At 58.3% G+C, this 10,924-nt stretch carries 10 protein-coding genes and 1 pseudogene; 7 read left to right on the top strand and 4 right to left on the bottom strand.

Going from position 1 to position 10,924, the window contains the following annotated elements; genetic code table 11:
• Together ACRC4F_RS30225 and ACRC4F_RS30220 are read left to right on the top strand one after the other, a co-directional pair.
• A pseudogene (locus tag ACRC4F_RS30225) lies at positions 1-126 on the top strand (IS481 family transposase); the annotation flags it as partial.
• Positions 127-236: 110 nt separating this feature from the next.
• Complete coding sequence (locus ACRC4F_RS30220) at positions 237-695, top strand: REP-associated tyrosine transposase (protein WP_438662595.1); 459 nt, start codon at positions 237-239, stop codon at positions 693-695.
• A 109-nt stretch (positions 696-804) separates the two neighbouring features.
• Here the strand turns inward: ACRC4F_RS30220 and ACRC4F_RS30215 are convergent, their stop codons facing one another.
• Positions 805-1,413, bottom strand: a complete 609-nt coding sequence (locus ACRC4F_RS30215; protein ID WP_438662594.1) for a TetR/AcrR family transcriptional regulator — start codon at positions 1,411-1,413, stop codon at positions 805-807.
• Between the two features lie 134 nt (positions 1,414-1,547).
• On the opposite strand from ACRC4F_RS30215, the gene ACRC4F_RS30210 reads away from it, so the two are divergent.
• Positions 1,548-2,462: a DUF808 domain-containing protein gene (locus ACRC4F_RS30210; RefSeq protein ID WP_438662593.1), complete on the top strand. Its 915-nt coding sequence runs from the start codon at positions 1,548-1,550 to the stop codon at positions 2,460-2,462.
• A 204-nt stretch (positions 2,463-2,666) separates the two neighbouring features.
• Here the strand turns inward: ACRC4F_RS30210 and ACRC4F_RS30205 are convergent, their stop codons facing one another.
• Positions 2,667-3,455, bottom strand: a complete 789-nt coding sequence (locus ACRC4F_RS30205) for an MlaA family lipoprotein (RefSeq protein ID WP_438662592.1) — start codon at positions 3,453-3,455, stop codon at positions 2,667-2,669.
• Positions 3,448-4,746 carry a serine/threonine protein kinase gene (locus ACRC4F_RS30200; RefSeq protein WP_438662591.1) on the bottom strand — a complete coding sequence of 433 codons (1,299 nt, stop codon included), beginning with the start codon at positions 4,744-4,746 and terminating at the stop codon, positions 3,448-3,450. The genes ACRC4F_RS30205 and ACRC4F_RS30200 overlap by 8 nt, the downstream gene beginning before the upstream one ends.
• A 224-nt stretch (positions 4,747-4,970) precedes the next feature.
• Between ACRC4F_RS30200 and ACRC4F_RS30195 the strand changes: the two genes are divergently transcribed.
• Positions 4,971-5,339, top strand: a complete 369-nt coding sequence (locus ACRC4F_RS30195; RefSeq protein ID WP_438662590.1) for a hypothetical protein — start codon at positions 4,971-4,973, stop codon at positions 5,337-5,339.
• Positions 5,340-5,464: 125 nt separating this feature from the next.
• On the opposite strand, the gene ACRC4F_RS30190 is transcribed toward ACRC4F_RS30195, so the two are convergent.
• Positions 5,465-7,018, bottom strand: a complete 1,554-nt coding sequence (locus tag ACRC4F_RS30190; RefSeq protein ID WP_438662589.1) for a beta (1-6) glucans synthase — start codon at positions 7,016-7,018, stop codon at positions 5,465-5,467.
• Between the two features lie 341 nt (positions 7,019-7,359).
• On the opposite strand from ACRC4F_RS30190, the gene ACRC4F_RS30185 reads away from it, so the two are divergent.
• The 3 genes from ACRC4F_RS30185 (at position 7,360) to ACRC4F_RS30175 (ending at position 10,408) form a co-directional block, all read left to right on the top strand.
• Positions 7,360-8,211: a glycine betaine ABC transporter substrate-binding protein gene (locus tag ACRC4F_RS30185; RefSeq protein ID WP_438662588.1), complete on the top strand. Its 852-nt coding sequence runs from the start codon at positions 7,360-7,362 to the stop codon at positions 8,209-8,211.
• A 230-nt stretch (positions 8,212-8,441) separates the two neighbouring features.
• Positions 8,442-8,753, top strand: coding sequence for a DUF485 domain-containing protein (locus ACRC4F_RS30180; RefSeq protein WP_438662587.1), 312 nt, complete (start codon positions 8,442-8,444; stop codon positions 8,751-8,753).
• On the top strand, positions 8,750-10,408 hold the full coding sequence (locus ACRC4F_RS30175) for a cation acetate symporter (protein ID WP_438662586.1): 1,659 nt from the start codon (positions 8,750-8,752) through the stop codon (positions 10,406-10,408). Before ACRC4F_RS30180 ends, ACRC4F_RS30175 begins: the two co-directional genes overlap by 4 nt.
• The last annotated feature ends 516 nt before the right edge of the window (positions 10,409-10,924 follow it).

The raw sequence follows: 10,924 nt of genomic DNA, 5'->3' as shown, positions 1-10,924 counted from the left end.
CGTGCGACCTACCTGACATCGTGGCTGCACGAGTACAACTGGCATCGCCCGCATGCCAGCCTGAGTTATTTGCCACCGATTAGCCGAATAGCATCCGTGAACAACGTGGTGGGTTTACACAGCTAGCCTGCTAGCGATGACGGACTACCAGACACATCCAGCTAAATGTCTGACCCGCCCTTGGGTAATATCAGGTCTAGCCTTCCAGATGAATTAATCATGCGAGGGGGAAAGGAATGCCTGATCTACCCGCTTCAAATCGCTTACGCATCGGCCGCTATACCGAATCCAATCGGATTTACCTGCTGACTACCAATACACAAGACCGAAAGCCAATATTCAAAGACTTCACCATGGGTAGAGTGGTGGTTAATCAGTTTCGCTGCGCTCAGGATCAAGGAGTCGCGAATTCACTGGCCTGGGTTGTCATGCCCGATCATTTCCATTGGCTGGTCGAGTTACAGCAGGGATCATTGGGTGACCTGATGCAAAAGACCAAATCACTGAGCACCAAAGCGGTGAATCAGTTTACTGGCCGCAAAATCGCTCTCTGGCAGAAAGGTTTTCATGACCGGGCTTTGCGGCGGGAAGAGGATTTGGTGAAGGTGGCGCGTTATGTCGTAGCAAACCCTTTGCGGGCTGGACTGGTGGAGAAGCTTGGCGATTATCCGTTGTGGGATGCTGTTTGGGTTTGATCCAAAACCGAGTTGCCTTCATCGCTAGCAGGCTAGCTCCCACAGGGGATTGGTGAACGCCAAAGATCCAATGTGGGAGCTAGCCTGCTAGCGATAAATGCACCGCGGTCTACCTGTCCGGCTCACACCCCTTCAACACCAACCGAATAATCGTCTGCGCCGCCGCTTCGTAATCCTCTTCATCCAGCTTGGCCTTGCCGGTAATGGCAGTGATCTGCCAATCAAAATCGGCATAGGTCTGGGTCGCGGCCCAGATGCTGAACATCAGGTGGTTGGGGTCGATCGGGGCGATTTGCCCGCGGTCGATCCAGGTCTGGATGCAGTCGATGTTGTGCCTGGCCTGGCCATTGAGCTGTTCGACCAGGTCGGCGCTCAGGTGCGGGGCGCCGTGCATGATTTCGCTGGCGAACACTTTGGAGGCAAAAGGCAGGTCGCGGGAGATGCGGATTTTCGAGCGGATGTAGCCACTGAGCACTTCGCTGGGAACGCCGTCGGCGTTGAACGGCGTCGAGGCCTGCAGAATTGGCTCGATGATGCTTTCCAGGACCTCACGGTAGAGGTTTTCCTTGGATTTGAAGTAGTAGTAGACGTTGGGCTTGGGCAATCCCGCCTTGGCTGCGATATCACTGGTTTTGGTCGCAGCGAAGCCCTTGTCGGCAAATTCTTCACTGGCGGCACGCAGGATCAGTTCTTTGTTGCGCTCGCGGATAGTGCTCATAAACCAGGGGGTTCCTTGCCTGTTCTGGCGGTTGCGCATGGTAGCACCGGCCTCGCGCAGCGCTCAAGAATGCCCCGTGTCGCGCTCGGTCGCGCTATGCTGCGCAGCATTCATTCCAGAAGGACACCTGATTCATGGCAGGAAGCAGTTTGCTGTTGCTGATCGACGACATTGCCGCGGTACTCGACGATGTGGCGTTGATGACCAAGATGGCCGCCAAGAAGACCGCTGGCGTACTCGGCGATGATCTGGCGCTCAATGCCCAACAGGTTTCCGGCGTACGTGCCGAGCGGGAAATCCCGGTCGTATGGGCGGTGGCAAAGGGCTCCTTTCTCAACAAACTGATCCTGGTGCCGTCAGCCTTGGCCATCAGCGCATTCATTCCCTGGCTGGTCACGCCGTTGTTGATGATCGGCGGCGCGTACCTGTGCTTCGAGGGTTTCGAGAAACTCGCGCACAAATTCCTGCACAGCAAGGCTGAAGACCAGGCCGAGCATGCGGAGCTGGTGGAAGCGGTGGCTGACCCGGCGGTCGATCTGGTGGCATTCGAGCAGGACAAGATCAAGGGCGCCATCCGCACTGACTTCATCCTGTCGGCAGAAATCATCGCCATCACCCTGGGCACCGTGGCGGATGCGTCGTTGACCCAGCAGGTCATCGTGCTGTCGGGCATCGCCATCGTCATGACCATCGGCGTCTATGGCCTGGTGGCGGGCATCGTCAAGCTTGATGACCTCGGCCTGTGGCTGACCCAGAAGCCCGGGCAGATGGCCAAAAGCATCGGCGGCGGGATTCTGCGCGCAGCGCCGTACATGATGAAAAGCCTGTCGGTGATCGGCACGGCGGCGATGTTCCTGGTGGGCGGCGGGATTCTGACCCATGGCGTGCCGGTGGTTCATCACTGGATTGAAAGCGTCAGTGCAGGGGCGGGTGGTGCCGGGTTTATCGTGCCGACGTTGCTGAATGCGGTGGCGGGAATTGTCGCGGGAGCGGTGGTGTTGGCGGGTGTGATGGTCGTCAGCAAAATCTTCAAGGCGCTGAAAGGCTAGAGCCAGGCACTGTCCAAAAATGTGGGAGCGAGCCGGCTCCGGGCGGCGTTCCGACGATAGCGGTGTGTCAGTCACGTAGATGTTGGCTGGGCTGGCCCCATCGCGAGCAGGCTCGCTCCCACATTGGTTTTGCAGTGTTTGAAAAATACCCATGAAAAAGGCCATTCGATTCGCATCGAATGGCCTTTTTTATTGCCGCCGGACTTACTCGGCGATCTGCAACTTGCGCGACTCGGTGTACACGTAACGCACTTTCTCGTACTCGAACGGCGAGTTCAGCTGGCCATAACGGAAACTGGTCTGGTAGCGCTTGTCGACGCTGCGCAGGACCCAGACTTCAGGATGGTTGGAGCTGACTTCGGAGACATTCAGGAAGTTGATCGCCGATTCTGCGCTGAAGTCGACCACCAGGCCGCCCGTGTCGCGGATGTTCGAAGGGCCGAGGATCGGCAACACGAAGTAGGCGCCGCCCGGTACACCGTAGAAGCCCAGGGTCTGACCGAAGTCTTCGCTCTGGCGCGGCAGGCCCATGGCGGTGGCCGGGTCCCACAGGCCGGCGATGCCGACGGTGGTGTTGAGCAGCAGGCGCGCGGTGGTTTCCATCGAACGCTTGCCTTTGAATTGCAACAGGCTGTTCATCAGGTTCGGCACGTCGCCGAGGTTGTTGAAGAAGTTGCTCACGCCAGTACGCAGGAAGCTTGGCGTGATGTAGCGATAACCATCGACCACCGGCAGGAACACCCATTGGTCGAAGCGGTAGTTGAAGTGATAAACCCGGCGGTTCCACTCTTCCAGCGGGTCGTAGACGTTCAGCGCATTGAGCGTCGAGCGTTCGAATTCGCGCTGATCCAGCCCCGGGTTGAACTTGAGTTTGCTTAACGGCTCCTTGAAGCCGTCATTGTCGATCACGACCGGTGCGTTGGCCTTGCTGTTGTCGGCATTGGCAACGCCTGCACAGAGTAACGCAGCGATAAGCAGGAGGTATTTAGCCACGGAAAAACTCCAGCATAGCGTCGCTGTTGACGCGGTAATTTAGGTTGCCGCAATGGCCGCCCAGTGGATAAACGGTCAAGCGGTCACCGAAAGTCTTGCGCAGGAAACCGAGGTCGCCAGGGCCGAGGATCACGTCGTCGGCGTTGTGCATGACGGCGATTTTCGGGCTGTCGTGCAGGTAATCCTTGAGTGCATACAGGCTGACCTGATCGATCAGTTGCAGCAGGCTGCCGCCGTCGGTGCGGGCGCGCCACATCGGGATCACTTGTTCAGTGATGTAGCAGTCGAAGTCGCATTGCAGCGCACGCTTGAGGAATGGCGTGAGGCTGGTGCCTTCGGTGATCGGGTATTTCGGCGGGGTGATCAGGCCACGACGGTTGATCAGGTCCGAGGTGAAAGCAATGTCGGCCGCCGAAAAGCGGAACGATGTGCCGATCAGCATGGCCATCTGTTCGTTGGTCAGGTGCTGCTTGGACTGCTGGAAGTCGTAGAGCAGGGCATCGTTGAGGTCGATGTAGCCTTTTTGCTGGAAGTAGCGGGTCAGTTTGTTCAGCACCAGTTCATAAAAAGTGGTGCTGTTGTTGATGCCCTTGACCTCGGTCTGGACCAGCTTGTCGAGGTTGGTGATCGAGGTGTAGAGGTTGACCGGCGGGTTGAGCAGCAAGACTTTCTTGAAGTTGAAGCTGCGGCGGGTTTCGTCCAGGTGTGCGACGAATGCCGCGTCAAGCGCGCCCAGGCTGTAACCGGTCAGGTAGTAATCGGTGACGGTAACGTTCGGGTTTTGCGCCCGCACGGCCTGCATCACCCGGTACATGTCTTCGGCGTCTTCCTTGGTGATGCCCGGTGTGGCAAAGCGTGAGGCCGCGCTCATGAAGTCGAAGCTGGTGGGCGACGATAGTTGCACCACGTGATAGCCGGCCTTGTAGTAAAGCTTTTTCAGGTATTCGTTGAGGCTGCTGTCATAACGCGCGCCGGTGCCGGCGATCAGGAATATCAGCGGCGCGGACTTGTCTTGCGTGGCGATGCGGTAGGTCAACTTCTTGACCGGCCAGAAGTTGTCCGGCAGTTCGAATGCACGCTCCGGGCGCAGCGTCACGCTGCGTGTCTGCTGATCGATGTCGTCGTCCAGCGGCAACTCCGGACGCAGGTCCGGCGGAGTCGTCGCAATGGTCGCCTCGAACGGGTTGGTCAAGGGGTAGCCATAACTGGCGGCGTCGATATCGACCGCCAGTGCGGACGCACTCAAAATAAGGCCGCCAAACAGGGCGGCGAAGCGCAAGGAACGGAGCATGACTAGATCCCTTAGAGGAAGGTGCCGAATGAAGTTCGCAGGCTATGACCACGGGGTTTGCGCCAAAGTGCCATGCTGCGGCACCAATCAGGGCGTATTTCGGATCAATAGTAGCTGGACGATACACTTTGCAGCTATTTCGTGACCAATTATCTGTTGCGCGCGTTTGCTTAGCGCTGTCAGGAGATTAAGCTGGCCGCCGTTTTCGCTTATTGGAGTGCTTCATGTCCCGCCGTCTGCCTGTGATTCTGCTGCTCGTTCTGCTGCCATTATGGCTGGCCGCCAGTTATGGCGCGCGTTATGGCTTTATGGAGGATGCGCAATGGGTTGGCATCTGCGTGGACGAGGCAAGCCGCTGGGAATGCCAGATTCGTTCCAGCCTGGGCTTGATGATTCACTTCAAGGTGTTGGGCTTCGCGGCATTGGCTGCCGCGATCATCGGTTTTGTCGTGCCGGGGCGGGCAGGGTGGTGGCTGGCGGCGCTGGCGCTGGTGTTCGGCTTTCCGGCGCTGGCGTTGTACAACACGACGTTGGCGGTGTTTGCGGTGGTGATTGCGGGGTTGCGGTTGGTTAGGGAAAGTCGCGGCGTTTGATAGTCAGCCATCGCGAGCAGGCTCACTCCTACAGTTGATTTCTGTCATGCACAAGTTCTGTGCTCGCCGAAGGTCCAGTGTGGGAGCGAGCCTGCTCGCGATGGGGCCAGTCGCTACGCTGAAGATCAGCTCTTGCGAACCCGCAAGCAACGCCACAACGCCGCCACCATCAACACACTCACCAGCGCCCAGCCCCAGGCTTGCTGGTTCTGCAACCCTTCAAGGAACAGCTGCGGCGCAATGCCGGCGCCGATGATGAAGGTCAGCAGGGCGATTTCACGGCGCGGCACGCTCACCGGACGGCACAGGTAAACCAGCGCCGGCAGGATGAAGGCGACACTCGGGAAGCTGCGATAGCGCGGATCGAACACAAGCTCCAGCATCATCACCGCCGCGGCAAAACCTGCCGCTGCGACCAGCCAGCCTGCTCGACGCTCCAGTGCTTTGAACGCTCGCTCACGCCAACCGGTGCGCGCACTCAGCGTCAACGCGGCATGCGCCAGCACCAGCAGGTTCAAACCCGTCAGCAACGCCACCCACAACCATTCGCTGGCAAATCGGGTGGTGACACGCGCCAGATCACCCCAGGCGCCAATCGAGCAAGCCGCCAGTGCGCCGAGCAGCGGCAGCACCAAGGCAGCGCGTGTGGTGCGTACACGCCCGCCGAGGAGCAGCGTGCCAAGGAAGATCAAGCCACCAACGGCCAGCCACTGCGACCAGTACGGCACGTTCGACACGGGACCGGCCAGCACGCCCTTGTCCTGGCGATCGGCATCGAACAGCCCCCAGTAACCGCCCACCGCGCCCTCGCTGGCGCGTTTCCATGGCTGGTCAAACGCTTCGATCAGGTTGTAATGCCAGCCTTGCTGCTCGGCCATGATGACAAAACCACGGATAAACTTGGCTTCATTGACCCGGCTCGGCAGGGCGGTTTCGCGCTGACGGCCTTCGCTTGGCCAGCCGGTTTCGCCAATTACCACGTCCTTGGGCGCGAATTTGTTGCCGAACACCTGGCGCACTTCAGCCACATGCTGCAGCGCGGCGTCGATGTTCGACGGATCGTCTTCCCAGTACGGCAGCAAATGGATGGTCAGGAAATCCACTGCCGGAGCGACTTCCGGGTGTTTGAGCCAGAATTCCCAGACATCGGCGTAAGTGACCGGTTGTTTCACCTGGCTTTTGACTTTATTAATCAGCTTCGCCAATTGCGCGCCGGTGATTTCCTTGCGCAGCAGGGTTTCGTTGCCGACGATCACCGAGGTCACCACGTCCGCGTTGGCGTTGGCCGAGGCGATCAGCAGGTCGACCTCTTTTTCGGTGTCGATCGGATTGCTGTTGACCCAGGCGCCGATCATCAACTTCAGACCATGTTTGCGCGCCAGCTCGGGCAACGCCTCGAGGCCGGTCATGGAGTAGGTGCGGATGCATTCGAAGCTTTTGGCCAGCAGCGCGAGGTCGGCGTCCATGCGTTCAGGGCGCAACCTGAACGGCACGTCGAACGGCGACTGGTCTTTGTCGAACGGGGTGTAGGAGGCGCATTGCAGCTTGTGCGTCGCGCTGGCCACGTCCGGCAGAATCACCGGTTTGCCGAGGCCATACCAGAAGCCGCCAAGGGCAAACAGCCCCAGCAGACAAGCGAAAAGATAAGCCGGAAAAGGAAAGCGGGATGTCGCGGGCATGGTCGGGCCGTCTGGGAGCAAAGCCGCGCATGTTACCTGTATTTGCCCCGCGCTAGGGGCCTTGCATGATTTTGACATGCAAAGTTCGGGCGGACTGGCAGGCGCATTCAATGTGGTCGTGATTAATGGCGTTCTGATGTCGTTTCTCGATGCCTTGAGGTCGCTGACAGCACAGGTCGTGGTTGTCGTCAGGTTGATTATCGACGCATCAGTGCTCTCATAAATAATCACGCTGATGTTCGAACGAGTTTGCGGTGGGCGTGATGGGGGCGCTGTGCACCATAACAATACGTTGACGCGACTCGGCATCCGTCGAGCGCAGCACTTTCGGGGAAGTAACGATGAAGATGCGACGACTTTTAGGCGCAGGTGCCGCTCTGGTGCTCGCGATTGGCTCCACCATGGCCAATGCCGAGAGCAAAACCCTGAGCATCGGTTACGTTGACGGTTGGTCCGACAGCGTCGCGACCACGCATGTGGCCGCCGAAGTGATCAAGCAGAAGCTGGGTTATGACGTGAAGTTGCAAGCCGTCGCTACCGGGATCATGTGGCAGGGTGTGGCCACAGGCAAACTCGACGCCATGCTGTCCGCCTGGCTGCCGGTAACCCACGGCGAGTACTGGACCAAGAACAAGGATCAGGTCGTCGACTACGGCCCGAACTTCAAGGACGCAAAAATCGGCTTGATCGTTCCGGAGTACGTCAAGGCCAAGACCATTGACGATCTGAAAACCGACGACACCTTCAAAAAACGCATCGTCGGCATCGACGCCGGTTCGGGCGTGATGCTTAAAACCGAGCAGGCGATCAAGGATTACGATCTGACCGGGTATCAACTCAAGGCCAGTTCCGGCGCCGGCATGATTGCCGAGCTGACCCGTGCCGAGAAGAAAAACGAATCCATTGCCGTGACCGGTTGGGTGCCGCACTGGATGTTCGCCAAGTGGAAACTGCGCTTCCTGGACGACCCGAAAGGCGTTTATGGCGCGGCTGAAACCGTGAACAACATCGGCAGCAAAGAACTGGCCACCAAGGCACCGGAAGTGGCCAAGTTCCTGAAAAACTTCCAATGGGCATCGAAAGACGAAATCGGCGAAGTCATGTTGGCGATTCAAGACGGCGCCAAGCCTGAAGCCGCGGCGAAGGACTGGGTGGCCAAACACCCGGAACGCGTTGCAGACTGGACCAAATGATTTGAGCTGATAGCTCTAGTCAGCACCTATCAAGGCCCCTTGGCATAGTTGCCAAGGGGCCTTTTGTTTTCCCCTGTAGGAGCAGGCTCACTCCCACATGGTTTTAATGGATGCTGGAAAATGGCGATTCTGTCATGTCGTTCTAATACTAAGGTCGTCTGGAACCTGTCTCGCAGCCGAATAGAGTGGATCACGTTCCAACTTTAATCTGTGCTGCGAGGATAAAAACAATGAACGACAGCATTTACCTCTCGATTCAAAACAGCCCGCGCTTCAAGGAGCTGGTTAGCAAGCGAGAAAAGTTCGCCTGGATTCTTTCGGCGATCATGCTTGGGCTTTACTCCGGATTCATCCTTTTGATCGCTTACGGGCCGCATATTCTGGGCGCGAAAATCAGCCCTGAGTCATCGATAACCTGGGGCATACCGATCGGTGTCGGGCTGATTGTTTCAGCCTTCATCCTGACCGGGATCTACGTTCGACGCGCCAATGGCGAATTCGACGACCTGAACAATGCGATTCTCAAGGAGGCTCAGCAATGATCCGGCGTCTAATGGCTCTATTGAGCATCGCAGCCTTCGCACCGGGCGCCTGGGCGGCTGACGCCCTGACCGGCGCTGTGCAGAAACAACCCCTGAACGTCGCGGCGATCCTGATGTTCGTGGCGTTCGTCGGCGCGACTTTGTACATCACTTACTGGGCTTCCAAGAAAAACAACTCGGCCGCTGACTACTATGCGGCGGGTGGCAAGATCACTGGCTTCCAGAACGGTCTGGCGATTGCCGGCGACTACATGTCCGCGGCGTCTTTCCTGGGTATTTCCGCCCTGGTGTTCACCTCCGGCTACGACGGCCTGATCTACTCGATCGGCTTCCTGGTGGGCTGGCCGATCATTCTGTTCCTGATCGCCGAGCGCCTGCGGAACCTGGGTAAATACACCTTTGCCGACGTGGCGTCCTACCGCCTCGGGCAAACCCAGATTCGCTCGCTGTCCGCTTGCGGTTCGCTGGTGGTGGTAGCGTTCTACCTGATCGCGCAAATGGTCGGTGCAGGCAAGCTGATCCAGTTGCTGTTCGGTCTGGATTACCACGTAGCGGTGATCCTGGTCGGCGTCCTGATGTGCATGTACGTGCTGTTCGGCGGCATGCTGGCGACCACTTGGGTGCAGATCATCAAGGCAGTGCTGTTGCTGTCCGGTGCCTCGTTCATGGCGCTGATGGTGATGAAGCACGTCAACTTCGACTTCAACACGCTGTTCTCCGAGGCGATCAAGGTTCACGCCAAAGGCGAAGCGATCATGAGCCCCGGCGGTCTGGTGAAAGATCCGGTCTCCGCGTTCTCCCTGGGCCTGGCGCTGATGTTCGGTACCGCTGGCCTGCCGCACATCCTGATGCGCTTCTTCACCGTGAGTGACGCAAAAGAAGCTCGCAAGAGCGTGTTGTACGCAACCGGCTTCATTGGTTACTTCTATATCCTGACTTTCATCATCGGCTTCGGCGCGATCCTGCTGGTCAGCACCAACCCGGCCTTCAAAGATGCGGCTGGCGCGCTGTTGGGCGGCAACAACATGGCGGCGGTGCACCTGGCCAACGCGGTGGGCGGCAGTATTTTCCTGGGCTTCATCTCGGCGGTAGCGTTTGCGACCATTTTGGCAGTGGTTGCCGGTCTGACCCTGGCCGGTGCTTCGGCGGTGTCTCATGACCTGTATGCCAGCGTGATCAAGAAAGGCAAGGCCAACGAGAAGGACGAGATCCGTGTCTCGAAAATCACCACCATCGCTTTGGCGGTGCTGGCGATCGGTTTGGGTATTCTGTTTGAGAGCCAGAACATCGCGTTCATGGTGGGCCTGGCGTTCTCCATCGCGGCGAGCTGTAACTTCCCGGTCTTGCTGCTTTCCATGTACTGGAAGAAGCTGACCACTCGTGGGGCGATGATTGGTGGCTGGTTGGGTCTGGTCAGCGCTGTTGGTTTGATGGTGCTTGGGCCGACCATCTGGGTGCAGATCCTGCATCACGAGAAGGCGATCTTCCCGTATGAGTACCCGGCGCTGTTCTCGATGATCATTGCGTTTGTGGGGATCTGGTTCTTCTCGATCACTGATAAGTCGGCGGCTGGCGTTAATGAGCGAGCGCTGTTCTTCCCGCAGTTTGTTCGTTCGCAGACTGGGCTGGGGGCGAGTGGGGCTGTTTCGCACTAAGGCTTCGAGGTTGTCTGTGTAAGTTGTGTTAAACGGAAATGCCCTGATCGAGAGATTGGGGCATTTTTTTGGGCTCTGCGTTGAGCTTGTGGGGGCTGGCCTGCCAGCGATGGCGGCCTTCGGGCCGACCATGTTGTGGTTGACTGGGTACATATCCATTTCTGCGGTAACGGCGGCTGGCGGTTTCGCCCTTACGGCGACTCACTTTTTTTACAAGCGCCTAAAAAAAGTAAGCAAAAAAACGCTCGCCCCAAGCGTCCGGCCCCTCGCCTGGGCTCGGCGTTCCTTCGCTCCGGCATTCATCCGGGGGCATCGCCCTCCGGTTGGCTTCGCTGGCACCTACATGCGATGAGTTCGACTACGTCGAACGGCGCTGCGCGCCAATCCCCGGATGAACACCTCCACTCAGCCTCCCGAACGGGGCGGGCAGATCAACATCAAAAGCAAGATCAAAAGCTGAAGGCGAGCTAACGCTCGGCCTGATGAGTGGTGAGAAGCAAAAGCCGTACGCCGATC

This window comes from Pseudomonas sp., from assembly GCF_051660785.1.
Taxonomy (GTDB): domain Bacteria; phylum Pseudomonadota; class Gammaproteobacteria; order Pseudomonadales; family Pseudomonadaceae; genus Aquipseudomonas.
The sequence above is the reverse complement of the archived record's forward strand: the minus strand, read 5'-3'. Positions and strand labels throughout refer to the sequence as shown.

Excerpts from the sequence above, each read along its gene's own strand:
- ACRC4F_RS30220 (WP_438662595.1), top strand. The coding sequence starts at position 237 with ATGCCTGATCTACCCGCTTCAAATCGCTTACGCATCGGCCGCTATACC.
- ACRC4F_RS30215 (WP_438662594.1), bottom strand. The coding sequence starts at position 1,413 with ATGAGCACTATCCGCGAGCGCAACAAAGAACTGATCCTGCGTGCCGCC.
- ACRC4F_RS30210 (WP_438662593.1), top strand. The coding sequence starts at position 1,548 with ATGGCAGGAAGCAGTTTGCTGTTGCTGATCGACGACATTGCCGCGGTA.
- ACRC4F_RS30200 (WP_438662591.1), bottom strand. The coding sequence starts at position 4,746 with ATGCTCCGTTCCTTGCGCTTCGCCGCCCTGTTTGGCGGCCTTATTTTG.
- ACRC4F_RS30195 (WP_438662590.1), top strand. The coding sequence starts at position 4,971 with ATGTCCCGCCGTCTGCCTGTGATTCTGCTGCTCGTTCTGCTGCCATTA.
- ACRC4F_RS30190 (WP_438662589.1), bottom strand. The coding sequence starts at position 7,018 with ATGCCCGCGACATCCCGCTTTCCTTTTCCGGCTTATCTTTTCGCTTGT.
- ACRC4F_RS30185 (WP_438662588.1), top strand. The coding sequence starts at position 7,360 with ATGAAGATGCGACGACTTTTAGGCGCAGGTGCCGCTCTGGTGCTCGCG.
- ACRC4F_RS30180 (WP_438662587.1), top strand. The coding sequence starts at position 8,442 with ATGAACGACAGCATTTACCTCTCGATTCAAAACAGCCCGCGCTTCAAG.
- ACRC4F_RS30175 (WP_438662586.1), top strand. The coding sequence starts at position 8,750 with ATGATCCGGCGTCTAATGGCTCTATTGAGCATCGCAGCCTTCGCACCG.